Source organism: Micromonospora sp. M42 (assembly GCF_000568915.1).
In the GTDB taxonomy this organism is placed as follows: domain Bacteria; phylum Actinomycetota; class Actinomycetes; order Mycobacteriales; family Micromonosporaceae; genus Micromonospora; species Micromonospora chalcea.
The window spans coordinates 4,933,035-4,957,055 of sequence record NZ_KK037233.1 but is presented as its reverse complement, the minus strand read 5'-3'; the positions used below and the strand labels follow the sequence as shown (position 1 = coordinate 4,957,055).

The window sequence follows — 24,021 nt, the reverse complement described above, 5'->3', positions numbered from 1 at the left end:
CCTCCGGCGGCGTGACCCGCGGACTGGTACGCGGCCGCCGGGATCGTTCCTGCCACTGACCCTCGGCCCGGATACGTGCGCGGTGCCGGTACACCGTGCGCACCGACACCCCGTGCTCACGCGCGAACTCGGCCGCGTTCACCCGAACCCCCGCCGCCAGCAGCGCGTCCAGCAGGTTCATCACATGCCGCCGAGAAGCCATGCCCGGCAGCACATACCACCCGACCCAAGATCCCTACCACGTGACACATGTATCGGGACTTCAACGCTGACAGATGTCATGGGACTGAACAGCCCCCATGACCGCCGAAGTCTTCCAAGATCTCGGGCGCGCCCCGGTGATCAAGGAGTTTGTGTCCTCGCGGGCGTCTTCTGGTGACACAAACTCCTTGATCAACGGGGTGGGGCGGGGCGGACGGCGGGAAGGGGTGGAGGAGGACGGCGGACAGGTCGGGGCATATTGGGGTGAAATGGGGGTAACGGGCCGCCGGAGGTGGCGCATGGTGGCGATGGGGCAGACCGCGCTCTCGGGTGAGCGACTCCGGCAGACCGACGAGTTTCTCGCCGAGGCGTGGGCCGACCTGGTCCGGCACGACGAGCGGCTACGCGGGACGACCGTCGAGGTGCGCTTCGACCGGGGGGTGGCGCACCTGACCGGCGCGGTCGCCGACCCGGCGCAGTTGCGGCTGGTACGGGAGTTGATCGGCCGGCTGTCGGGCGTACTCGGGGTCTGGTGCCGGGTCGCCGTGGGCGGGCGGGCGCCGGTGGTGGTCGACCTGGGCTGCGGTGCGACCAAGCAGTGGCCGGGCAACCTGGGGCTGGACATCTATCCGGCGCCGGGGGTGAACGCGGTCGCCAATCTCGCCGGCTCGCTGCCGCTGCGCGACGCCTCGGTGGACGTGTTCTTCGCGGTGCACATCGTCGAGCACCTGATCGACTTCCTGCCGCTGTTCGACGAGTGCCACCGGGTGCTGCGGCCCGGCGGTGTGCTCCACGTGATGAGCCCCTGGTGGCGGCACGTCAACGCGGTGGCCGACCCGACCCACGTACGCCTGCTGGACGTGCAGACGTTCAAGGGCATCTGCGGTCAGCGCCCGCCGGGTACGCCGCGCTGGTATCCGCTGCACGTCGGCTGCGACGGCGCGTCGGTCTTCGCCGACCTCACTCCCCTGCCCCCGGACGCGCCGCCCCCACCCGCATCCCACCTGGCCCGCTTCTTCGACTGACCCCGGCCGAGCCGGACCCACCCCGGACCCACCCGGACCCGGACCCACCCCGGACCCGGACCCACCCCGTCGATCATGAAGTTGGCGGCACTCAAGGAGATCGACATCGCCGCCAACTTCATGATCGACGCGGCTGGGACGCGGCTGAGACGCGGCTGGGACGCGGCTGAGACGCGGGGCTAGAGGGGGGCGGACTCTCGCAGGGCTAGGTGGTGAGGGGTTACCAGCTCGCGGGGTGGGGAGTCGCGGTCGGGGCCGAGACGTCCGGCCAGGAGCTCGACCGCCAGGCGGGCGATGCGTTCCTTGTCCGGGGCGACTGTGGTCAGCGTCGGGATCGAGAAGCGGCCGTCCTCGATGTCGTCGAAGCCGGCCACCGCGACGTCCTCGGGCACGCGCAGGCCCGCCTCGTGCAGGGCGCGCAGCGCGCCGAGCGCGAGCGTGTCGTTGAAGCAGAAGACGGCGTCGGGGCGTACCCCGGTGGCGAGCAGGTGCCGCATGGCGGCGGCGCCGTCCGCGCGGTGCCAGGCCGGCGCGGGCGCCACCAGGCGGTCGTCGTACGTGATGCCGGCCTCGGCCAGCGCGGCGGTGTAGCCGGCCAGGCGGAGCCGGGCGCTGGCGCCCTCGGGGGTGCGCTGGGAGCCGATCGCGGCGATCCGGCGGCGGCCGAGCCCGATCAGGTGGGCGGTGATCTCCCGGGCGGCGGCCACGTTGTCGATCATGATGTGGTCGGCGGGGCCGTTGTCGACCCGTTCGCCGAGCAGCACCACGGGCAGGCCGTGCAGGGCGGCGAGGTCGTCGGAGGTGAGCGCGAGCGGGCTCAGGATCAGGCCGTCGATCATGTGGTCGCCGATGCCGCTGGCGGCCTTGCGCTCCTGCTCGGAGCCGCCGCCGGTCTGGTGGATGAGCACCGTCCAGTCGTGGTCGGCGGCGGCGGTGACGACGTGCCGGGCCAGCTCGGCGAAGTAGGGGATGTCGAGCTCGGGCACGGCCAGGGCGATCACCCCGGTACGCCCTTTGCGCAGGTTGCGGGCCGACAGGTTGGGCCGGTAGTTGAGCGCGGCGATGGCCTCCTCGACCCGGGCCCGGGTGTCGGCGCGTACGTGTTGGTAGCCGTTGACGACGTTGGAAACGGTCTTCACCGACACTCCGGCCCGCTCCGCGACGTCCTTGAGCCTGTGCCGCACTGAACTGTCCTCCCGGTGAACGCTGGCCGCACTGTACCGCCTCACGACGACGTGACGACCTCTTCACACGGAGAGTTACAACGTTGCAGAAATTGACGATCGATCAGGGCGGAGCCCTCCCGACCCGCGCGTCGAGAGGGCTCCGCGGTGCCCGCCTCAGGGGGTGGGGGCGGGCTCGGGGGTGTCCGAGTGCTCGCGGCGGGCGAGCCGGTTCTTGCGGTGGCCGTACCCGAAGTAGATGACCGCGCCGATCAGCATCCAGGCGAGGAACCGCAGCCACGTCTCGACCGACAGGTTCAGGCTCAGGTAGAGGCACGCCACGGCGGTGAGGATCGGCAACACCGGCGAGAACGGCACCTTGAACGGCCGCTCCAGGTCGGGCCGGCGCTTGCGCAGGATCGGCACCGCGATCGCGACCAGCGTGAACGCGCAGAGCGCGCCGATGCTGACCAGGTCGGCCAGCGCCGACAGCGGAAGGAAACCGGCGAGCAGCGCCACCGCGACGGTCATGATCCCGGCGATCCGGTACGGGGTACCCCAGCGCGGGTGCACCTTGGCGATGGCGGGCGGGATGAGCCCGTCCCGGGCGATGGCGAAGCCGATCCGGCCCATGGCCACCAGGTCGACCAGGATCACGCTGGTGAGCCCGGCGACGGCGGCGATGGAGACGAGCACCGCGGCCCAGCCGGCGCCGACCGCCCGGAACGCGGACGCGATCGGCGCGCCCTCGTCGATCTCGGTGTACTTGACCATGCCGACCACGACCAGCGAGACGCCGATGTAGAGCACCGTGGAGATGAGCAGCGTGCCGAGCAGACCCAGCGGCAGGTCCCGCTTGGGCTTGCGGGTCTCCTCACCCAGGTTCGCCACGGCCTCGAACCCGGTGTACGCGAAGAACACCACTGCGGCGGCGGTGAGCACCCCGACGAAACCGAAGACGGAGGGCTCCAGCCCGAAGATGACCTGGGTGACCGGCTGCTTGATGCCGTCGTCCCCGGCGCCGGCCGGCTCGGCGGCCGGGATGAACGGGCTGAGGTTGGCCGCCTTGACGAAGAACAGCCCGGCGATGATGACGAAGGCGCAGATCGCCACCTTGACCAGCACCAGCAGGTTGGTGACCCGGGCGGACTCCCGGATGCCGACGATGGCGACCACGCCGAGCACCAGCACGATGCCGATCGCGCCGAGGTTGACGACGCTGCCCTCCTCGGCGAACCAGGCGCTGGGCAGGCCGAACAGGTCGGCGAGGTAGCCGGACCAGCCGCGGGCCACCACCGCCGCGCCGAGCGCGAACTCCAGCAGCAGGTCCCAGCCGATGATCCAGGCGACGATCTCGCCCATCGTCGCGTACGCGTAGGTGTAGGCGCTGCCGGCGGTCGGCACGCTGCTGGCCAGTTCGGCGTAGCAGAGCGCGGCGAGCAGCGCGACCAGGCCGGCGATGCCGAACGAGATCACCACGCCCGGCCCGGCGCTGTTGCGCGCCTCGACACCGGTGAGCGTGAAGATGCCGGTGCCGATCACGATGCCGATGCCGAAGCCCATCAGGTCGACCGCGCCGAGCCGGCGCCGCAGTCCCGGCTTGCCGTCCTCGCCGTCGGCGTCGCCCTGGGCGAGCACGTCCCCGATCGGCTTGGTTCGCAGGACCGACATCTGATCACCTCCCCCGCCGTGTGGCCGCCACGGTGGCGGTCTGTGACCGGGCTAGCTACCCAGCCGTTTTCCGCTCCAATCCCGCACGGCAGGTATCGGAATCGTCACGATCCGGCCGAGGTCGGACGGCGCGGGACATCGATCACCGGTCAAGGTCTTGCGCCGGGCACGGATAGATGAAAGTTTCCTACCGGAGGCGTGGGCAGTGCGGCGAATCTTGCCGCAACCCCGCCCGCCGATCGTCCCCCCGGACCCGACGAAGGGACCGCACCGCATGAAGGCAACTCGGCTCGGAGCCGCCGCGCTGGCCGCGGCGCTGCTCAGCGCGCTGGTCGCCGGCACGCCGGCGCAGGCCGCACCCGACGACACCAGCACCGCCACTTCCCCCTCCACCGACTGCGTCACCGACCCGGCCACCCCCAAGCGCCAGTTCCGGGCCATGTGGATCGCGTCGGTGACGAACATCGACTGGCCCACAAAGGACTCCTGGACCGCGCCGGACCAGGTGGCCAAGCAGAAGGCCGAATACCTGGCCTGGCTCGACCTGGCCCAGAAGCTCAACCACAACGCCGTCGTGGTCCAGGTCCGCCCGACCGCCGACGCGTTCTGGCCCTCGCCGTACGAGCCGTGGTCGGAGTACCTGACCGGAGTACGCGGCAAGAACCCCGGCTGGGACCCGCTGGCCTTCCTGGTCGACGAGTCGCACAAGCGGAACCTGGAGTTCCACGCCTGGTTCAACCCGTACCGCGTCTCCATGCCCGCCCCCGGCGGCGCCGGCGCCGACCTGTCGCAACTGGCCCCGGACAGCCCGGCCCGCCAGCACCCCGACTGGGTCTTCGCCTACCCGCCCGCCGGCGTCGCCGGCAGCCGGCTCTACTACAACCCCGGCGTCCCCGAGGTCCGCGAGTTCGTCCAGACCGCGATGATGGACGCGGTCAAGCGGTACGACATCGACGGCGTGCACTTCGACGACTACTTCTACCCGTACCCGAGCGGCACCCACCAGGTGCCCGACGACGCCACGTTCGCGGCGTACAACAGGGGCTTCACGGACAAGGCCGACTGGCGGCGGGACAACATCAACCTGCTGATCCAGGAGATGAACGCCAAGATCAAGGCGGTCAAGCCGTGGGTGAAGTTCGGCGTCAGCCCGTTCGGCATCTGGCGCAACGCGTCGGCCGACCCGAACGGCTCGGACACCACCGGCTCGCAGTCGTACGACATCATCTCCGCCGACTCCCGCAAGTGGGTGAAGGAGGAGTGGATCGACTACATCGTGCCGCAGCTCTACTGGTACATCGGCCAGTACCCGGCCGCGGACTACGCCCGGCTCGTGCCGTGGTGGGCCGAGCAGGTGCGCGGCACGCGGGTGCAGCTCTACATCGGCCAGGCCGACTACAAGAGCGGTGACCCGGCGTACGGGTCGTTCTGGATGAACCCGCAGGAGCTGTCGAACCACCTGACGCTCAACCGGTCGTACCCGGAGGTGCTCGGCAACGTGCACTTCTCCGCGGTGCAGGTACGGGCGAACCGGCTCGGCGCCACCGACATCTACGCCGCCGAGCACTACTCCCGCCCCGCGCTGGTGCCCACCATGACGCACCTGCCGCGCAAGCCGCTGCTGTTCCCGGTGGTCACCAAGGCCCAGCGGGAGGCGGGCGGGGTACGCCTGAGCTGGCGTCAGCCGGCCGACGGCAAGGGCCCGCTCGGCACCGCCGCGTCGTACGCGATCTACCGGTTCGACGGGCACGGCCTGGCCGGGCGCTGCGACTTCGCCGACGCCTCGCACCTGGTCGGCACCGTGCGGGCCACCGACGGCGCCGTGCAGTCCTGGGTGGACACCACGGCGGCCGACGGCGCCCGGTACACCTACTACGTGACCGCGCTGGACCGGCTGGCGAACGAGAGCCCGGCGAGCCCGCCGCGCTTCGTCCGCTGATTCACCCCGAATGCCCCCGGGCCGCCTCGCCGGTCCGGGGGCATTCGTCTGTTCAGGCGGATGTCAGCGAGCCGTTCCCCGGGGCATCGCCCCAGCTCACCCCTTTGATCGACACTTGTCGACACCCGGAGATCCCGGCCACCACCACGCGGAGGTTCCCGTGTCCCGTCGCCTCGCCACCACCCTCGCCGCCGGCGCACTCGCCCTGCTCACACTGCTCGGTCTGGCCACACCGGCCGCCGCCGCGGTGAGCACCCAGCAGAAGCTGTCCGTCCTGACCAACTGGACGCAGACCAGCGCGTCCAGCTACAACGCCTGGAACAGCGCCCGGCAGAACCGGTCCCCCTGGACCGAGTACGGCTTCGACTGGTCCACCGACTACTGCTCGTCCAGCCCGGACAACCCGATCGGCTTCAACTTCAAGCTCTCCTGCTACCGGCACGACTTCGGCTACCGCAACCACAAGGCGATGGGCGTCTTCTCCGCCAACAAGGCCCGTCTGGACAACGCCTTCTACGCCGACCTGAAGCGGGTCTGCGCCACGTACAACGCGGTGGTCCGGCCCGCCTGCTACAGCCTCGCCTGGACGTACTACCAGGCGGTGAGCGTCTTCGGTTCGGTCGCCGCCGTGTCCCCGGCCGACCTCGACCGCGCCGCCCGGATGAAGGCCGACGCCGAACGCCACGCCGCCGCCCGCGCCTGACGCACCACGCGGGGAGTCCGCCGCACGGCGGGCTCCCCGCCGCGCCCGGGCTCGCCCGCCTCAGCCCGCCGTGCTGCGCGGCTGGAACGCCGGCCAGGAGCCCTGCGCGGGAACGCCGAACCGGGGCGAGTCGGCGGCCAGGTCCGGGTGCTCGACATGCAGGGCCAGCGCCGCCACCTCGTCCAGCCGCAGCCCCGCCCCGGCGCCGTAGGCGGCGTCGAACGCCTCGTCGCCGAGCACCCGGCGCAGCTCCGCCTGCCGGGCCGCCCAGTACGGGCCGTATATCCCCGGCGTGGCCCGCAGGTTCGACCGGGTGGCCTGCGCCGCGCCGAACAGCCGGGCCGCGGAGAGCGCGTCCCCGGCCAGCGCGCAGCGCACCGCTATCGCGTTGATCGTGTCGCAGGCCCGGCCCAGGTAGCCGTGGCTCATCCGCGACCGCAACGCCACCAGCAGGTGCTCGTGCGCCGCCACCAGGTCACCCCGGGCCAGCGCCACCATCCCGAGCAGCATGTCCACCGAACGGCCGCCCCGCTCCGCCGGCCGCGACGCCTCGACCGGGCGGGCCGCGGCGAGCACCTCGGCGGCCTCGTCCAGCGCGCCCCGGCGCCAGAGCAGCTCGGCCAGGTTGTAGACGGCGAGCAGCGCGTCCCCGACCACGTCCTGCGCGTACGCCCAGTCGATCACCTCGCGGCAGACCCGCTCCGCCTCGGCGAACTGGCCCATGTCGACGAGCGGCGCGGCGCGCCCGGCCAGCACCCGGGCCAGCAGCCCCCGGTCACCGGACTGCCGGGCGGCCGCCTCGGCCCGCTGCGAGTACCGCAGCTCCTCGCCGAACTCGCCGTCCGCGCCCGCGTGCAGCGAATGCATGTGGTACGCGGCGGCCAGCTCGGCCTCCGGCATCACCTCACCGGTCTCGGCGAGCCGGCCGTAGAGCCGGAACAGCCAGAGCCGCCCCTCCCGGGCCAGCCCGCGTTCCCGCCACCACTGGTCCAGGTCGCCGGCCAGGCGCAGCCCCGCCCGGGCGCTACCGCCGGTCGCGCACCAGCGCAGCGCGGCCCGCAACTCACCGGCCAGCGGATCCAGCGCGTACAGGGAGAGCGTCACCGGACGGCCGTCCGGCCCGAGGCACGCCCGGTCCAGCGCGTGCCGGCACCAGTCCACGTGCCGGTCCCGGGCGCTCTGCTCCTCGCCCGCCTCGACCAGCCGCCGGGCCGCGTACGCCCGGATCGGGTCGAGCATCCGGTACGTGCTGCCCGAGGCGTGCGGCTCGGCCAGCACCATCGACTTGTCCACGAGCACCGAGAGCGGGTCGAGCGGGTCCTCGCCGAGCAGCCACTGCACGGTGGGCAGGTCCACCGGTCCGGCGAACACCGCCATCCAGCGCAGCAGCCGGGCCGAACGCGCGCCGAGCGTCCGGTACGACCAGGTGACGGTCGCCTGGATGGTCAGGTGCCGCTCACTGGCCGAGCGCTGCACCGCGCGGGTCGCCGGCGTGGGCGGTGCGGCACCGGTCGCCGCGGCCACCAGGTCCACAGTGTCCTGCTGGTTGCCGCTCCAGCCCGCCTCCACCGGCGGCGGCTCCGCCGTCTCCCGTCCCGCGTCGAGCGTGCCCAGCATGTCGTCCAGCCGCTCCGCCAGCTGCCCGGCGGAGAGCACCCGCAGCCGGGCGGCGGCCAGCTCTATGGCCAGCGGCAGCCCGTCCAGGCGGCGGACCACCCGGTGCAGGTCGGCCTGCTCGGCCGCCTCCGGCGCCCGCCCGCCCCGGGCCACCGCCGTGCGGTCCAGCAGCAACGCCACCGCGTCACTGCCACCGTCGGGCCCCTCGTCCACCGACAGCGGCGGGATCCGCCACACCACCTCACCGGGTACGCCGAACGACTCCCGGCTGGTCGCCAGCACCCGTACGCCCCGGCCACCGGCCAGCAGCCGGCTGATCACCTCGGCCGACGCCGCGGTCTGGGCGTCGCAGTGTCCAGCAGCACGAGCATCCGGCGCGGCGCCGCGTACTCGACGAGGGTGTCGAGCATCGGCCGGCCGGGCTCCGGGCGGAGGCCGAGCACGGCGGCGATCTCGAACGCCACGAGCCCCGGGTCGGTCACCGCGGCGATGTCGACGAACCAGACCCCGTCCGGGTAGTCCTCCACGATCCCGGAGGCCAGCTCCACGGCCAGCCGGGTCTTGCCGGCGCCGCCCGCGCCGAGCACCGTCACCAGGCGGTACGCCTCGACCAGCCGGCCCAGCTCGGCGCGCTCGGCCTGCCGGCCGACGAACGAGGTGACCTGGGTGGGCAGGTTGTGAGCCGCCGCGTCGGCGGTACGCGGGCGCGGGAAACGCCGCTCCAGACCGGGCGCGACGAGCTGGAACAGCCGCTCCCGGTCGTCGAAGCCACGCAGCCGGTGCAGGCCGAGGTCCAGCAGGGACACACCGTCCGGCAGCGGTTCGGCGTGCTTGGCGGTGGCGGCCGAGCAGAGCACCTGCCCGCCGTGCGCGGCGGCGGCCACCCGGGCGGCCCGGTGCACCTCGGGGCTGGCGTACTCGCCGTCGCGCGGCTCGGCGTAGCCGGTGTGCAGTCCCATCCGGACCCGGGGCGTGGCGTCCGGGTTGGGCCAGTCGTGACCGGCGAGCGCGCGCTGCGCGGTCAGGCAGGCGTGCACCGCGGCGGCGGCGTCCGGAAACGCGAGGAAGAACGAGTCGCCCTCGGTCAGCAGCTCGGCCCCGTCGGTGCCGGCGAGCGTGTCCCGCAGCAGCCGGCGATGCTCGTGCAGCACCGGCCGGTAGACCGGGCCCAGCATCCGGGCCAGCCGGGTCGAACCTTCGATGTCGGTGAACACGAAGGTCACCCACCCGCTCGGGAGGTGGTGTTCTGGCGACATACGTCGAACCTCCGCCCGCTGACGTCGGATCCATGCTGCCCTATGATCGCGCCGTCACGCATCGTGAGAACGGTTGGGCGGATTCCGACCCAAGGTGCCAAAAGATCACACGGGCGGCAAGAGCCGGTTCGACCCGCGGGACGAGCGGCGGAAACTCAGCAGCCGCAGGAGCCGCCGCAGCAACCTCCACCGCTGGGAATCCCACCAGTCGGGCCGGAACCACCACGCCCGGTGACGGCGACAGCGGAGAGCAGCTTCACCGTGTCGGCGTGACCCCGCGGGCAGGTGGCCGGCTGGGCGGCCTCGGCCATCGGGCGGTTGACCTCGAAGGTGTCGCCGCAGGCGCGGCAACGGAACTCGTACCGGGGCATGACATCAGCGTACGGCGGACCTGACGCCGTCACACGGATGGGTGATACTCGACGGGTGGTGGACGGCGAACGGCGAGCGACGGCCCGGCCCCTGCGACCCGCCGTGCCGCCCGACGGCGACGCCCGGCCCGTCCCGCGTCCCCGCCGCGAGCACGACCCCATTCCCCCGAAGCCGCCCGCCGGCCCGGCCCGCGACCCGGACGCCACGGCTGGCGAGCCGAGCACGGACCCGGGCGCGAAGCCGCAGCCCGAGCCGGACGCGAAGCCGGGGCGCACGCCCGCCGCCGGAGCCGACACGGACACCAAGGCTGACGCGGGCGCCCCGTCCGGCGAGAAGCCGGAGGCGAAGGCCGAGGCGGCGGACGACGCGCAGCCGGCCGGCGGGCGACGTCGGCGCGTGCCGTTCGCGCACGCCGTCCGCACCCGCCCGCGGCAGCTCGCCGTCGGCGCGGCCAACGCCACCCGCGCCTGGTCCCGCCGCCCCGCCGGGCGGACCACGCTGCCGGCGCTGTTCCTGCTCGCCCTGGTCGGCGCCGCCACCACGGCCGGCGCGGTGATCGTGCCGGCCGCCGTCGGCAGGCCGGCGTCGGTCGACGAGGCCCTGCCGGAGCCGACCGTGGCGCGGACCGCCGCGCCCGCCGCGACGCCCCTGTTCCCGGACCCGTCCGGGCTGTCCGGCACCGCCGCGCCGACCGGAACGCCGCTGCCCGGCGGCGTGACTGTCGCACCACCCACCGGTCGTCCCGCCGACGCCCTCACCGACTGGGCGAGGCGGGTCAGCGCGGTCACCGCCATCCCGGTGGTGGCGCTCCAGGCGTACGCCTACGCCGAGCTGGTGCTCGCCCAGACCAACCGTGCCTGCCAGCTGAGCTGGACCACGCTCGCCGCCATCGGGCACGTCGAGTCCGGGCACGGCTCGGCCAACGGCGCCACGCTCGGGCCCGACGGCCGGGCCCTGCCGGAGATCAAGGGGCAGCCGCTCGACGGGCAGGGCGGCCGGTCCCGGATCCTCGACACCGACCAGGGGCAGCTCGACGGCGACCGCGTCTACGACCGGGCGCTCGGGCCGATGCAGTTCATCCCGACCACCTGGCAGGAGATCGGCGCCGACGCGGACAACGACGGCGTGAAGAACCCCCACGACATCGACGACGCGGCGCTGGCCGCCGGCCAGTATCTGTGCAAGGGCGGCCGGAACATGACCATCCCGGGTGACTGGTGGGGGGCCATCCTCTCGTACAACGATGTGCGCCGGTACGCCCAGGCGGTCTTCGACAAGGCCGACGAGTACGGCAGGCTCAGCCGCCACGTGAGGTGACCGCTCGCGTACATTCGCGGACTGAACCCTTCCCCCCGGCAGCGGTTGACGGCAAGCTAGACGGGTGATGGTGCGCGAGTGGAACCCTCGGACCGCCTCGTCCGCCGAGATCGCGTCCCTGCTGGACACGCTGAACGCGGTCCTGGCGGCCGACCTGCCGCAGGACCCGCCCTGGCAGGAGAGCTCCATGCGGGAGTACCTGTCCGAGGTGATGCCCGGCGAGCGGCGGATCTCCTGGGTGGCGCAGGAGGACGACGCTCCGGACGGCACGCCCGGAGCGATCGTCGGGCATGTGCACGTGCTGCTGCTGGGCGGCATCGGCGTACTGGAGGTGCTGGTGCATCCGGCGGTCCGGCGCACCGGGCTCGGCCGTGAGCTGGTCCGGGTGGCCGCCCGCCGGGTCTGGGACGAGGGCTTCCAGTCGATCGGCGTGGAGGTGGTCGGCGACACCCCGGCCGTGGCGTTCTACGAGTCGCTGGGCTTCACCCGCGACTATGTGGAGACCCGCAGCGTGCTCGACCTGCGTACGGTGGACTGGCCGGCGCTGACCGAGATGGCCGCCGAGGTGGGCGCGGGCTATCACGTGGAGTTCTGGCCCGGCGGGCCGCCGGACGAGCTGCTCGAGGCGTACGCACGGGCCAAGGCCGAGGTGCGCGACTCCGACGACGTGGAACTGCGGCCCAGCTCCTACGACCCGGACCGGCTGCGGGACAGTCTCGCCACGTTGCACCGGCGCGGCATGAAGCCGTACATCGTGCTGGCGTTGCACGAGCGGACCGGGGACGTGGCCGGGCTGACCGAGGTGGTGGTGCCGGCGCAGCACCCGACCCGGGCGGACCAGTACGACACGATCGTCGTCCACGACCACCGTGGTTACGGCATCGACCGGGCCATCAAGGCGCGGATGCTGCTGGAGCTGCGCTCGGCCGAGCCCCAGCTGGTCGAGGTGCAGACCTGGAACGCGCAGGACAACGAGTCGATGCTGAAGGTCAACGCCGAGCTGGGTTACCGCCCCGACCGCGACTGGTGCGAGTACGGGGTGGACGTCGCCGAACTGGTGCACCGGCTGGACAGTCACCGCTGACCGTTCACCGGACGGCCACCGAAGGGCTGGACGGTGGACCCACGAGACCCTTAACGTTCGTTAGTTCCTGTCCACCCACCGTGGAGGCCCCATGCGCCCGCGCCGCACCCTCGCCGCGCTCGCGACCACCGCCGCCGTCACCCTCACGGCGATCGCTGTCGCACCCCCCGCGGCCAGCGCCGCGCCCACCGACCTGCTCATTTCCGAGTACGTCGAGGGGTCGTCCAACAACAAGGCCGTCGAGCTGTACAACGGCACCGGCGCCCCGATCGACCTGGCTGCCGCGGGCTACCAGCTCCAGCTCTACTTCAACGGCGCCAGCACGTCGACGAACATCGCGCTGACCGGCACCGTCGCCGCCGGGGACGTGTTCGTCTTCGCCGCCGCGTCGGCCGCGCCCGCGATCCTCGCCCAGGCCGACCAGACGTACGGCGGGTCGCTGTTCAACGGCGACGACGCGATCGTGCTGCGCAAGGGTGACACGGTGGTCGACTCCCTCGGCCAGGTCGGCGTCGACCCGGGCACCGAGTGGGGCAGCGGGCTCACCAGCACCGCCGACAACACGTTGCGCCGGCTGCCCTCGGTGACCGCCGGCGACACCGATCCGGCGGACCCGTTCGACCCGGCCGCGCAGTGGGCCGGCTTCGCCACCGACACGTTCGACGGGCTGGGCAGCCACACCATCGGCGGAGGCGGCCCGGTCGACCAGCCGCCGACGCTGGCCTGCGGCGGCGCGCTGACGCTGTCGGCGGGCGCCACCGCGACCCGCGAGGTGACCGCGACCGACGCCGACGACACGATCACCGACCTCGCGGTCACCGCCGTCGTGCCGGCTCCGGCGAGCGGCTCGATCAGCCGTACCGCGTTCACCCCGGCGGCCGGGGACGGCGGCACGGCCACCGCCACGCTGACCGCCACCGGCCTGCCGGCCGGCAGCTACGCGGTCACGGTGACCGCCACCGACGACGACGGCGACACCGCCACCTGCACGCTCTCCGTGCAGGCCACCAGCGTGCTGTCGATCGGCGAGGTGCAGGGCCGCACCGGCGACGACGAGGACGGCCGCGCCGACCGGTCGCCGCTCGCCCCGGCCAGCGGCAACGGCACCAGCTCCCAGTTGTACGACGTGCGCGGCGTCATCACCGGCATGTCGCTGACCCGCAGCTCGGCCGGGGCCGACCAGTGGGGCTTCTACCTGCAGAGCCGGCTCGGCACCGAGGACGGCGACCCGCTCACCTCCGACGGGCTGTTCGTCTTCATGGGCTCGTTCACCACGCTGATCGGCGGGTACGCCCCCACCGTCGGCGACGAGGTAGTGCTGCGCGGCCGGGTCTCCGAGTACTTCAACCAGACCCAGCTCTCCGGCGCCTCGCTGGTCCGCAAGCTCGACTCCGGCCTCGACGTGGACACCGCGGTCCGGGTCGACGACGCGGTCCCGCCGGCCGAGGCGGCCGCCGCCGACCTGTACTGGGAGCGGCACGAGGGCGAGCGGATGCGGGTACGCGCCGGCAGCGGCGTATCCGCGCCCAGGCACATCTACTCCTCCACCGCCGACTCCGAGATCTACGTGCTGGACCGGGAGGACCCGGTCATGAAGCGGTCCGACCCGTACGCCCGCCGGGTGTTCCGGGACGCGCACCCGCTCGACGACATCCCCGGCACGCTCTTCGACAACGGCAACAACCAGCGCATCCTGCTGGGAGCGGGCGGCGTGAAGGCGGCCGCCGGTGACTCCCGCGCGCTGCTGCCCGAGGCGCGCACGTTCGACACGCTGACCGAGGACGCCTACGGCTCCGTGTCGTACGCGTTCAGCAAGTACAGCGTGCAGCCCGAGCAGCTCACCCTGACCGGTGGCGCGGACCCGGCCGCGAACCACCCGCCGCAGCCGGCCGACCGCGGCAGCGAGGTCGCGATCGCCACCTACAACGTGGAGAACCTGTACGACTACCGGGACGACCCGTTCGACGGCTGCGACTTCGCCGGCAACACCGGATGTACGGGGGTCAGCCCGCCGTTCGACTACGTGCCGGCGAGCCAGGAGGCGTACGCCGCCAAGCTGGCCGCGCAGGCCCGGCAGATCGTCAACTCGCTGCACAGCCCGGACCTGATCCTGGTGCAGGAGGCCGAGGACCAGGACATCTGCTCGGTGGTCGACGGCGCCCTGGCGTGCGGTGACACGAACAACGCCGACGGCGCGCCGGACACCGTGCAGGAGCTGGCGCTGGCCATCGCGGCCAACGGCGGCCCCGCCTACGCCGCCGCGTACGACCGCACCGGCGCGGACGCCCGCGGCATCGCCTCGGCGTTCCTCTACCGCACCGACCGGCTCACGCTGGCCGAGGCGACCGCCGCGGACCCGCTGCTGGGCTCCGCGCCGACCGTCCAGTACCGCTCGGCGGCGCTCGCGTCCAACGCGGACGTGCAGAACCCGAAGGCGTTCAACGCGGTGCTGCCCGCCGACGTGGACCGGTCGACCGGCGTGGACGGCAGCAACGTCTACACCCGCGCGGCCCAGCTGGCCCGGTTCACCGTCAAGGCCGCGCCCGGCTCGACCGAGCGGTTCACGCTCTGGGCGGTCGCCAACCACTTCTCGTCCGGGCCGGACAGCCGGGTCGGGCAGCGCCGCGAGCAGGCCGCGTACGGCGCCGCGATCGTCGCGGCGGTCGAGGCGAGCGACCCGAACGCCCGCGTGGTCTACGGCGGCGACCTGAACGTGTTCCCCCGCCCGGACGACCCGATCGCCACCGCACAGAACCCGACCCCGTCGGACCAGCTCGCCCCGCTGTACGAGGCCGGGCTGCACAACCTCTGGGACGACCTGGTGGCGGACGCGCCCGCGTCGGCGTACTCGTACACCTTCAGCGGCCAGGCGCAGACGCTGGACAACCTGTTCGTGAACGACCCGATGCACGACGACCTGGTGCAGGTACGGACGGCGCACATCAACGCCGACTATCCGACCGACGCGCCGGAGCTGGGTGACCGGGGCGCCAGCGACCACGACCCGCAGGTGGCCCGGTTCCGGTCGCGTGCCTCGCTGCGGGTGGCCGACACCTCGGTGGCCGAGGGCGACAAGGGCACCCGCGCGATGACGTTCACCGTCACCGTGTCCCGCCCGCTCTCCGAGCCGGCGTTGATCTGCGCGACCACCTACGGCACGACCGCCCAGGCCGGGTCGGACTACGACCCGTACGTGGGTTGCAAGCTGCTCCCCGCGGGCCAGACCTCGCTGGCGTTCCCGGTCACCGTGCGCGGCGACCGCAAGCGCGAGGCGGACGAGAAGCTCACGCTGTACGTGGCGGGTGTGCCGGGCCTGCGGCTGGCCGACCCGTCCGGCGTCGGGACGATCCTGAACGACGACTGACAGGTGTTCCGGGCGGCGGCCCGTCGATTCGCTCATGGGCGGATCGGCGGGCCGCCGCGGTATCCGCACCGCTGCGGATCGGGCGGGGGCGGCACGTTCCGGTACTTGGCCACCCGCACCTCCCACTGGCTGCGGCGGCGCAGCGCGTCCCGGACCGCCCGGTCGCGGTAGAAGGTCTCCGGCGGGCGGGCCAGCCCGTACCGGTCGGCCCACCACTCCCCCGGCTCCGGGTCGGTGACGACGTCGAGGTGGGACGGGTACCGCCGCTCCGCGCCGTCACGCAGGTCGGCCCGGTCACGCATCGGCTTGAGCACCGTGCCGGCCTCGTCGACGACCACGAGCCGGAAGCCGGCCGTGCCCACGATGCGCGACAGCATGGCCAGGCTCGGTGTCAGGCTGCCCGCCTCGATCCGCCCGACCGTGCTCGGATGCACCCGGGCGAACCCCGCTCCGCACCCCTGTGGAAAACCTGGAATCCGCCGCCCGACCAGACCTCGCCGTGCGTCAACCGCCCCACTCAAGGCACACGGAGCGTGACATCACCGTGCGTTAGCCAGTACTGCCGAAGCGAACGCCGCACACTCAAGACAAATAACAACCAATCCGGACACAACGCTCGGAAGAGCCGAGCCAAGGAAGACCACCTCAGTCGACTTTGCTCTGCAACCTTCGAAGCACTGCTTACGCTTCGTGACAGTTGCGCCCGTGGCTGCAGAGCAAAGTCGGCTGAGGGGCATAGCGCCTGCCGCCCTGAAAACTACTGTGAGCTACCGCGTCTGGCTGTGGACAACTTGAGGCAACGCACCGCCCGCGGATCTCACCGACGCGCCACGACACGCGCGCCGGCGCGAGCCCGCCCCGGGTCCGACGCCGGGCGGCCGGGTGGGGGTCAGTAGCGCTCGCGCAGCAGCTGGGCCGCCTCGACCGCCCAGTAGGTGAGGATGATCTGCGCGCCGGCCCGGCGGATCGAGGTGAGCGTCTCCAGCATCACCCGCTCCCGGTCGATCCAGCCGTTCGCGGCGGCCGCCTCGACCATCGCGTACTCGCCGGAGACCTGGTAGGCGGCGACCGGGACGTCCACCGCGGCCCGGACCGCCGACACCACGTCGAGGTAGGGCAGCGCGGGCTTCACCATCACCATGTCGGCGCCCTCGGCCACGTCCAGCTCGACCTCGCGCAGCGACTCGCGCAGGTTCGCCGGGTCCTGCTGGTAGGTACGCCGGTCGCCCTCCAGCGCCGACTCCACCGCGTCGCGGAACGGGCCGTAGAAGGCGGAGGCGTACTTCACCGCGTACGCGAGCACCGAGACGTCCTGGTGCCCGGCGGCGTCGAGCGCCTTGCGGACCACGCCGACCTGGCCGTCCATCATCCCGGACGGGCCGACCACGTGGACCCCGGCGGCGGCCTGGGCCACCGCCATGTCGGCGTACGCGGCGAGCGTGGCGTCGTTGTCGACCCCGCCGTCCGGGGTGAGCAGGCCGCAGTGCCCGTGCGAGGTGAACTCGTCCAGGCAGAGGTCGCTCATCACCACAGTCGCGTCACCGACCTCGGCGACCACGTCCCGGATCGCCACGTTCAGGATGCCCGCCGGGTCGACACCGCCGGAGCCGGTCTCGTCGCGCGTCGCCGGCACCCCGAACAGCATGATCCCGCCGACCCCGGCCTGGACCGCTTCGACGGCGGCCTTGCGCAGCGAGTCCCGGGAGTGCTGGAGCACTCCCGGGAGCGACGCGATCGCCCTCGGCTCGGTCAGCCCCTCCTTGACGAACATCGGCACGACCAGTTCGGCCGGGTCGACGCGGGTCTCGGAGACCAGCCGCCGCACGGCCGCGTTGCGACGCAGCCGGCGGGGCCGGATCTCGGGGTACGGCATGAGGGAGCCTCCTGTCAGCGGAACCTCAGGGCGGTCGGGCCCTGCACCTTGGAGCCCCGGCGCTGCTTCGCCGGCATGGCGGCGAGCTTCTCCCGCAGTTCGACGGCGTAGGCGGCGAGCGCCTCCACCAGGTCGGGCACCGAGGCGTGCGGCGGCTGCACGTCGACCCGCAGGCCGAACTCGGTGGCGGTCTCCGCCGTCTTGGGCCCGATCACTGCAACAACCGTGCGCGCATGCGGCTTCCCGGCGATACCGACGAGGTTCCGCACCGTGGACGACGAGGTGAACAGCACGGCGTCGAACCCGCCCGACTTGATCGCGTCGCGGATCTCGGCCGGCGGCGGGGCCGCCCGCACCGTCCGGTACGCGGTCACGTCGTCGACCTCCCAGCCCCGCTCGGTGAGCCCGGCGGCAAGCGTCTCGGTCGCGATGTCGGCGCGCGGCAGCAGCACCCGGCCGACCGGGTCGAGGACCTCGTCGTGCGGCGAGAACTCGGCCAGCAGGCCCTCGGAGGACTGCTCCCCGGAGGGGATCAGCTCCGGCTGGATGCCGAACGCGCGGACCGCCTCGGCGGTGGCGTCACCGATACAGGCGATCTTGACGCCGCCGAAGTGGCGGGCGTCGAGGCCGTGCTCGGCGAACTTCTCCCACACCGCCCGGACCGCGTTGACCGAGGTGAAGATCACCCAGGCGTACCGACCGTCGACCAGGCCCTTGACCGCCCGCTCCATCTGCGCCGGGGTACGCGGCGGCTCGACCGCGATGGTCGGCACCTCGCACGGGATCGCCCCGTACGCGCGCAGCCGGGCGCTCATCACGCCGGCCTGCTCCTTGGTGCGGGGCACCAGCACCTTCCAGCCGTACAGCGGGCGGTTCTCCCACCAGCTCAGCTTGTCGCGGTCGGTGACGGCCGCACCGACGGTGAGCACCACCCGGCCGGTGAAGCCGAGCGCCGCGGCGACGAAGGAGTCGACAGTCGACGTGGTGGTGTACTGCGTCTCGCCGGTGCCGTCGCCGGTCACCCCGACCGCTGTGGTGCCGTCGACGCCGGCGGCCAGCAGGCCGTCCCGGACGGCGGCCAGGTCACCGGCGTCCACGGCGAGCGCCAGCGAACCCCGGCCCACGGCCGTGGCGAGCGCGTCGAAGTCGAGCGCGGTGACGTCCTCGACGTCGGCGGCGGTGCGTACGCCCGGCAGCGGGACGCCCGCGTAGGTGGCGACGCCCTCGGCCTGGCCGACGCCCGGCACCACCTCGAAGTGCGCTGCGGTACGCGCGACCGCCTGCACCTCCTTGACCACCGAGTCGTGGCCGAACGGGTCACCGGCGACCAGGTGCACAGCGTTCTGCCCGGACCGGGCCGCGGAGATCAGCACCTTCGCCACGTCCCCCGGCACACCCTCGGCGGGGCTGAACTCGGCGTCGGGCCGGGCCTGGGCGCGTACGTGCGCCAGGAGCGACTCGGGTACGCCCCGGTCGTAGACCACCTGGTCGGCCTCGACCAGGGCGTCCAGCGCCCGGCGGGTCAGCAGGCCGGGGTCGCCGGGACCGGCCCCGACGAAAGCGATCTGGCCTACGGGCTTACGGGTGCGGGTCATTCTGTGCTCCCAAGTTGCTGGGTCCCCGGGCCGGCCTGTGCGTCCTGGCCGAGGATCGAGTCGGCGCCGAGTTCGAGGAGTTCGGCGGCGAGTGCCTTGCCGATCTCCGCCGCGTCGGCGGGCGTTCCGGTGCGGGACAGCCGGAGGTCACGCGAACCGTCCGGGCTGATCACCGCACCGCGCAGGTAGATCTCCTGAATCACGTCGCCCTCGTCGGTGGGCTCGCCTTCGGCGAGGACGGCGTACGCGGCCACGGGTGCGCTGCATCCTGCCTCCAGGGTGGCCAGCAGCGCCCGTTCCGCGGTGATCGCGGCGCGGGACGGCTCGTGGTCGAGCAGCGCGAGCATCTCGATCACGTCCTGGTCGTCGGCCCGGCACTCGACGGCCAGCGCGCCCTGAGCGGGCGCGGGCAGCATGAGCATCGGGTCGAGCGTCTCGGTGATGACGTCGGCGCGGCCGATCCGGTTGAGCCCGGCCCGGGCCAGCACGACGGCGTCGAGGTCGGCGTCCGGGCCGAGCACCCGGCTGAGCCGGGTGTCGATGTTGCCCCGGATCGGGGTGACCTCCAACTGCATGCCCAGCGCGTGCAGCTGGGCGATCCGGCGCAGCGCGCCGGTGCCGACGCGGGCGCCGGGCGGCAGCTCGGCGAGCGTACGGCCGTCGGTGGCCAAGCGCGTCGCGCGGGTCCTGCCGGGGCGGCACGGCCGCGACGTGCAGGCCGGGCGCCGCCGCGGTGGGCAGGTCCTTGTACGAGTGGACGGCGAAGTCGATCTCACCGGCGGTCAGCGCGTCGCGCAGCGCGGACACGAACACGCCGACGCCGAGTCGCTGCACCGGGGCGGTCGACTTGTCCCCGGCGGTCACCACCTCGACCAGCTCGACCGGGCGGCCGGTGGCCGCGGTGAGGGCTTCGGCCACGTGGCCGGACTGGGCCATCGCCAGGGCGCTGCCCCGGGTGCCGAGGCGCAGTGGGGCGGTCATCGCGCACCTCCGGTGGGCGGGATGTCGGCGGCGTCGAACGACGGCCGCCCGTCGAGATCGGTGGCGACCACGTCGGGAACGGTGTCGACCGGGGACGTCTGCGGAACGTCCAGGTCGAACAGCTCGCGCAGCAGCGCCGCGTACTGGTCGCCGCCGGGCTCGGCGGCGAGCTGGCGGACCCGTACGGTCGGCTGGTGCAGCAGTCGCTGGACGACCCGGTGCACGGTCCGGGCCACCTCGGCGCGCTGGTCGTCGCTGAGGTCGGGGCGGCGCTGGCCGAGCCGGCGCAGCTCGGTGGCGACCACGTCGTCGGCCCGGCCGCGCAGGGCGGCCACCGTCGGCGCCACGTCGGCGCCGCGCAGCCAGCTCAGGAACGACTCGACCTCACCGGCGACGATCCGGGCCACCTCGGCGGCGTCGGCGGCGGCCGGCCCGTCGGCGAGCACGGCGGCCATCCGGTCGATGTCGACGACCTCGACGCCGGGCAGCTCGGCGACGCCGGGCTCGACGTCGCGCGGTACGGCCAGGTCGAGCAGGACCAGCGGGCCGCGGTCGGCGTCCCGGCGGGCCAGTGCCCGGGTCACCACGTCGCGGGTGAGCACCGGCTCGGTGGCGGCGGTGGCGGCGACCACGACGTCGACGTCGGCGAGCGCGGTGATCAGCTCGGCCATCGGCACGGCGGACGCGCCGTACGACTCGGCGAGCCGGACGGCACGGGCGGCGCCCCGGTTGGTCACGGTGAGCGGGCCGGCGCCCAGCCGGGACAGCGTGGCCACGCCCAGCGAGCCCATCGCGCCCGCGCCGACGATCATCGCGGGCCGCCCGGCCAGCTCGCCGTCGAGCATCTCGGCGGCGAGGTCGAGCGCGGCGGTGACGACGCTCTGCCCGGCCCGGTCGATGTTGGTCTCGGCGTGCGCGCGCTTGCCGACCCGCAGCGCCTGCTGCATCAGCTCGTGCAGCAGGCGGCCGGCCGAGTCGGCGCCACCGGCGGAGTGGTAGGCGTCGCGGAGCTGGCCGAGGATCTGCGCCTCGCCGACCACCATCGAGTCGAGCCCGGCGGCCACCCGGAAGACGTGGTCCACGGCGGCGGCGTCGTAGTGCACGTAGAGGTGCGGGGCGAGCGCCGCCGGCTGGCAGCCGGCCTGATCGGCCAGGACCGCGCAGATGTCGCCGAGTCCGCCGTGGAACCCGGAGACGGCGGCGTAGACCTCCACCCGGTTGCAGGTGGAGACCAGGACGGCCTCGGCGACGTACGGCTGGGCGATCAGGCGGTCCAGCGTCCGAGTGAGGTCGGCGGGCGGGACGGCGAGCTGTTCCAGGGTGGCGACCGGGGCGGTGCGGTAGGACGCGCCGACGACGAGCAGTTTCACGTGCCGATCGCCTCCTGGGTGTCGGTGGCCGCGAGCCCGCCGGGCAGGGCGGTGAGGGCGGTCCCGCCGGTGGCGGGGAGCGCGGTCAGCGACGCCTTGCGGTGCTCGTGGAAGGACAGGATCTGCAGCTCGATGGCGAGGTCGACCTTGCGCACGTCGACCCCGTCCGGGACCGAGAGTACGCAGGGCGCGAAGTTGAGGATGCTCGTCACGCCGACGGCGACCAGCTGATCGGCGACCGCCTGGGCGGCCGGGGCGGGCGTGGCGATGACGCCGATCGAGATCGATTCCTCGGCGACCACCTGGGGCAGGTCGTCGATGTGCTGGACGACGAGTCCGTTGATCCGCTCGCCGACCCGGGACCGGTCGGCGTCGAGGAGCGCGGCGATACGGAAGCCGCGGTTGGCGAAGCCGTCGTAGCCGGCCAGCGCGTGACCGAGGTTACCGACGCCGACGAGCGCGACGGCCCGGCACTGGGTGAGGCCGAGCACCGAGGAGATCTGGTCGACCAGGAGCGCCACGTCGTAGCCGACGCCCCGGGTGCCGTACGAGCCGAGGTGGGACAGGTCCTTGCGGAGCTTCGCGGAGTTGACGCCTGCCGCGTTGGCGAGCCCTTCGCTGGACACCGTCTCGTGCCCGGAGTCGGCGAGCGTGTGCAGCGCACGCAGGTATTCCGGGAGCCGGGACACGGTCGCCTCGGGCAGGTCCGGAAGCGCCGGTACGGCACCGGTGCGGCCGGGCGCGCCTGGTTGACGGTGCTGACTCATGAGACTCCGTGCGGTGCGATCCTCGACCAGCGACGGGGGCCGGTCGTTTCGGGACTCCCGCTGGCGACCGAGATTGCCGGCTGTGCTAGCAGGGCGCGTCGGAACTACAGAGTAGGCGCTTGTGAAGAGGTGCACAAATCGCGATCTTGAAAGCTCGCGACGCGCCTTCACCTGCCCCTCCATTCCCGCAAGATCGATCGACCGCCTCCCTTGGCGGCGCGTGGCGATTATTGCTCAATCCCGACTTCCCTGACCAATCGCGCGCGGCTCGTAGCGCTCCGTCACCGGCGTGGCGAGGCGAGTCTCACGTTTTGCAGTAGGGAGAACCCCACCCCCAAGAGGCCAGCGTGCGGGATGGGTCGGCGGGGCACGCGCCCATAGCCTCGAACCATGACCGCCGCACCACTGGCCACCGCGCCCACTCCGCTGTCCCCCGTCCACGGGCTGCTGCGCCGCCTCGCCCGCGACACCACCTACGTACTCGTGGGCTTCCCGCTGGCGATCGTCGGCTTCGTGCTCGCGGTGGTGGGGATCTCACTCAGCGCCGGGCTGCTGGTGACCACGCTCGGCCTGCCGATCCTCGCCGGCTTCCTCTACGCCGCCCGTGGGCTGGCCGACATCGAGCGGCTCCGGCTCGCCGCGGTGCTGGACCGGCCCCGGGTACGCCCGGTCTACCGCCGGCCGGAGCCGGGCGCCGGGTTCTGGCGGCGGGTGTTCACCCCGATCCGGGACGCGCAGTCGTGGCTCGACCTGCTGCACGCGTTCGTCCGGCTGCTGGTGGCCCTGCCCACGTTCGTGCTGCTGGTGGTCTGGTGGGTGCTGGCCCTGGGCGGCACGCTCTACATCGTCTACGACTGGGCCATCCCGCGCGGCGTCGACGACCAGGACCTGAGCCAGCTCCTCGGGATGGGTGACGGCGCCGGCGCCCGGATCGCCCTGAACACCGCGATCGGGCTGTTCGCCCTGTTCACGCTCCCGCTGGTGGCGCGCGGCTGCGCCCGCCTGCAGGCCGGGCTGGCGTACTCGCTGCTCACCGGCGTGGCCGAGATGCGGCAGCGGATCATCACGCTGGAGGAGCAGAAGCGCGCCGCCGCCTCGGCCGAGGCGGTCGCGCTGCGCCGGCTGGAGCGCGACATCCACGACGGCCCGCAGCAGCGGCTGGTCCGGCTCGCCATGGACCTCGGCCGGGCCCGCCACCAGCTCGCCGACAACCCGGACGCGGCCCGGCAGACGCTCGACGAGGCAGTCGCCCAGACCCGGGAGACGCTGGACGAGCTGCGCGCGCTGTCCCGGGGCATCGCGCCGCCGATCCTGGTCGACCGGGGCCTGCCCAGCGCGCTCGCCGCGCTGGCCGCCCGGGCGCTGGTGCCGACCGAACTGGTGGTGGACGACGACCTGGGCACCGCCGCCGGCCGGCTCGATCCGGGGCTGGAGAGCACCGCGTACTTCGTGGTGGCCGAGGCGCTGACGAACGTGTCGAAGCACAGCCGGGCGAACGCCTGCCGGGTGGAGGTCACCCGGAAGGTGGGCCGGCTGGAGATCACCGTCACCGACGACGGCGTCGGCGGCGCGCACCTGGCCAAGGGCCACGGGCTCAACGGCATCGCCGACCGGGTCCGGGCGGCCGGCGGCACGCTGGAGGTGACCAGCCCGGCCGGCGGCCCGACCCGGGTCCACGCCGAACTACCGAGGTGACCCGGACCGCCGGGTCGGGGCGTGATAG

General features: G+C 73.2%; 16 protein-coding genes and 2 pseudogenes. 7 read left to right on the top strand and 11 right to left on the bottom strand.

The window, feature by feature from the left end; all coding sequences use genetic code 11:
* The coding region (locus tag MCBG_RS22845) for a helix-turn-helix domain-containing protein (protein ID WP_157560825.1) at nt 1-202 on the bottom strand (202 nt) is incomplete at its 3' end.
* Nucleotides 203-500: 298 nt separating this feature from the next.
* Here MCBG_RS22845 and MCBG_RS22840 point away from each other — a divergent pair.
* Nucleotides 501-1,226, top strand: a complete 726-nt coding sequence (locus MCBG_RS22840; protein WP_043328114.1) for a methyltransferase domain-containing protein — start codon at nt 501-503, stop codon at nt 1,224-1,226.
* Nucleotides 1,227-1,405: 179 nt separating this feature from the next.
* On the opposite strand, the gene MCBG_RS22835 is transcribed toward MCBG_RS22840, so the two are convergent.
* Together MCBG_RS22835 and MCBG_RS22830 are read right to left on the bottom strand one after the other, a co-directional pair.
* Nucleotides 1,406-2,410: a LacI family DNA-binding transcriptional regulator gene (locus MCBG_RS22835; protein ID WP_043328112.1), complete on the bottom strand. Its 1,005-nt coding sequence runs from the start codon at nt 2,408-2,410 to the stop codon at nt 1,406-1,408.
* A 156-nt stretch (nt 2,411-2,566) separates the two neighbouring features.
* Nucleotides 2,567-4,060: an amino acid permease gene (locus MCBG_RS22830; protein WP_043328110.1), complete on the bottom strand. Its 1,494-nt coding sequence runs from the start codon at nt 4,058-4,060 to the stop codon at nt 2,567-2,569.
* A gap of 274 nt (nt 4,061-4,334) precedes the next feature.
* Between MCBG_RS22830 and MCBG_RS22825 the strand changes: the two genes are divergently transcribed.
* Together MCBG_RS22825 and MCBG_RS22820 are read left to right on the top strand one after the other, a co-directional pair.
* Nucleotides 4,335-5,999: a glycoside hydrolase family 10-like protein gene (locus MCBG_RS22825; RefSeq protein WP_043328108.1), complete on the top strand. Its 1,665-nt coding sequence runs from the start codon at nt 4,335-4,337 to the stop codon at nt 5,997-5,999.
* 160 nt (nt 6,000-6,159) lie between these two features.
* The gene (locus MCBG_RS22820; RefSeq protein ID WP_043328106.1) at nt 6,160-6,702 is read left to right on the top strand and encodes a phospholipase; all 543 of its coding nucleotides are present in this window, start codon (nt 6,160-6,162) and stop codon (nt 6,700-6,702) included.
* A gap of 60 nt (nt 6,703-6,762) precedes the next feature.
* Here MCBG_RS22820 and MCBG_RS22815 read toward each other — a convergent pair.
* Together MCBG_RS22815 and MCBG_RS31980 are read right to left on the bottom strand one after the other, a co-directional pair.
* Nucleotides 6,763-9,575 (bottom strand): annotated as a pseudogene (locus MCBG_RS22815) (adenylate/guanylate cyclase domain-containing protein).
* A 155-nt stretch (nt 9,576-9,730) separates the two neighbouring features.
* Nucleotides 9,731-9,946, bottom strand: a complete 216-nt coding sequence (locus MCBG_RS31980) for an FmdB family zinc ribbon protein (RefSeq protein WP_043328103.1) — start codon at nt 9,944-9,946, stop codon at nt 9,731-9,733.
* 37 nt (nt 9,947-9,983) lie between these two features.
* Between MCBG_RS31980 and MCBG_RS22805 the strand changes: the two genes are divergently transcribed.
* The 3 genes from MCBG_RS22805 to MCBG_RS22795 all read left to right on the top strand — a co-directional run bounded on the left by MCBG_RS22805 (nt 9,984) and on the right by MCBG_RS22795 (nt 15,712).
* Nucleotides 9,984-11,264, top strand: coding sequence for a lytic transglycosylase domain-containing protein (locus tag MCBG_RS22805; protein ID WP_198033314.1), 1,281 nt, complete (start codon nt 9,984-9,986; stop codon nt 11,262-11,264).
* A gap of 67 nt (nt 11,265-11,331) precedes the next feature.
* The gene (locus MCBG_RS22800; RefSeq protein WP_043328100.1) at nt 11,332-12,348 is read left to right on the top strand and encodes a GNAT family N-acetyltransferase; all 1,017 of its coding nucleotides are present in this window, start codon (nt 11,332-11,334) and stop codon (nt 12,346-12,348) included.
* A 91-nt stretch (nt 12,349-12,439) separates the two neighbouring features.
* Nucleotides 12,440-15,712: a lamin tail domain-containing protein gene (locus MCBG_RS22795; protein ID WP_043328099.1), complete on the top strand. Its 3,273-nt coding sequence runs from the start codon at nt 12,440-12,442 to the stop codon at nt 15,710-15,712.
* 32 nt (nt 15,713-15,744) lie between these two features.
* Here the strand turns inward: MCBG_RS22795 and MCBG_RS22790 are convergent, their stop codons facing one another.
* The 6 genes and pseudogenes from MCBG_RS22790 to MCBG_RS22765 form a co-directional block, all read right to left on the bottom strand.
* The gene (locus MCBG_RS22790) at nt 15,745-16,146 is read right to left on the bottom strand and encodes an XRE family transcriptional regulator (RefSeq protein WP_223201302.1); all 402 of its coding nucleotides are present in this window, start codon (nt 16,144-16,146) and stop codon (nt 15,745-15,747) included.
* Between the two features lie 455 nt (nt 16,147-16,601).
* Nucleotides 16,602-17,585 carry a porphobilinogen synthase gene (hemB, locus tag MCBG_RS22785; RefSeq protein WP_043328097.1) on the bottom strand — a complete coding sequence of 328 codons (984 nt, stop codon included), beginning with the start codon at nt 17,583-17,585 and terminating at the stop codon, nt 16,602-16,604.
* Between the two features lie 14 nt (nt 17,586-17,599).
* Nucleotides 17,600-19,180 carry a bifunctional uroporphyrinogen-III C-methyltransferase/uroporphyrinogen-III synthase gene (locus MCBG_RS22780; RefSeq protein WP_030502883.1) on the bottom strand — a complete coding sequence of 527 codons (1,581 nt, stop codon included), beginning with the start codon at nt 19,178-19,180 and terminating at the stop codon, nt 17,600-17,602.
* Nucleotides 19,177-20,161, bottom strand: a pseudogene (hemC, locus tag MCBG_RS22775) (hydroxymethylbilane synthase). The gene MCBG_RS22780 and the pseudogene hemC overlap by 4 nt, the downstream one beginning before the upstream one ends.
* A complete protein-coding gene (locus MCBG_RS22770) occupies nt 20,158-21,531 on the bottom strand; it encodes a glutamyl-tRNA reductase (protein ID WP_043328095.1) in 1,374 nt (457 codons plus the stop codon). Before MCBG_RS22770 ends, hemC begins: the two are co-directional and overlap by 4 nt.
* The gene (locus tag MCBG_RS22765) at nt 21,528-22,298 is read right to left on the bottom strand and encodes a redox-sensing transcriptional repressor Rex (RefSeq protein WP_043328093.1); all 771 of its coding nucleotides are present in this window, start codon (nt 22,296-22,298) and stop codon (nt 21,528-21,530) included. Before MCBG_RS22765 ends, MCBG_RS22770 begins: the two co-directional genes overlap by 4 nt.
* A 390-nt stretch (nt 22,299-22,688) precedes the next feature.
* On the opposite strand from MCBG_RS22765, the gene MCBG_RS22760 reads away from it, so the two are divergent.
* Nucleotides 22,689-23,993 (top strand): sensor histidine kinase, encoded by a 1,305-nt coding sequence (locus MCBG_RS22760; protein WP_043328091.1) that lies wholly within the window; start codon nt 22,689-22,691, stop codon nt 23,991-23,993.
* Nucleotides 23,994-24,021: the final 28 nt, after the last annotated feature.

Excerpts from the sequence above, each read along its gene's own strand:
- MCBG_RS22780 (WP_030502883.1), bottom strand. The coding sequence starts at position 19,180 with ATGACCCGCACCCGTAAGCCCGTAGGCCAGATCGCTTTCGTCGGGGCC.
- MCBG_RS22840 (WP_043328114.1), top strand. The coding sequence starts at position 501 with ATGGTGGCGATGGGGCAGACCGCGCTCTCGGGTGAGCGACTCCGGCAG.
- MCBG_RS22800 (WP_043328100.1), top strand. The coding sequence starts at position 11,332 with ATGGTGCGCGAGTGGAACCCTCGGACCGCCTCGTCCGCCGAGATCGCG.
- MCBG_RS31980 (WP_043328103.1), bottom strand. The coding sequence starts at position 9,946 with ATGCCCCGGTACGAGTTCCGTTGCCGCGCCTGCGGCGACACCTTCGAG.
- MCBG_RS22795 (WP_043328099.1), top strand. The coding sequence starts at position 12,440 with ATGCGCCCGCGCCGCACCCTCGCCGCGCTCGCGACCACCGCCGCCGTC.
- hemB (WP_043328097.1), bottom strand. The coding sequence starts at position 17,585 with ATGCCGTACCCCGAGATCCGGCCCCGCCGGCTGCGTCGCAACGCGGCC.
- MCBG_RS22805 (WP_198033314.1), top strand. The coding sequence starts at position 9,984 with ATGGGTGATACTCGACGGGTGGTGGACGGCGAACGGCGAGCGACGGCC.
- MCBG_RS22765 (WP_043328093.1), bottom strand. The coding sequence starts at position 22,298 with ATGAGTCAGCACCGTCAACCAGGCGCGCCCGGCCGCACCGGTGCCGTA.
- MCBG_RS22825 (WP_043328108.1), top strand. The coding sequence starts at position 4,335 with ATGAAGGCAACTCGGCTCGGAGCCGCCGCGCTGGCCGCGGCGCTGCTC.
- MCBG_RS22760 (WP_043328091.1), top strand. The coding sequence starts at position 22,689 with ATGACCGCCGCACCACTGGCCACCGCGCCCACTCCGCTGTCCCCCGTC.
- MCBG_RS22830 (WP_043328110.1), bottom strand. The coding sequence starts at position 4,060 with ATGTCGGTCCTGCGAACCAAGCCGATCGGGGACGTGCTCGCCCAGGGC.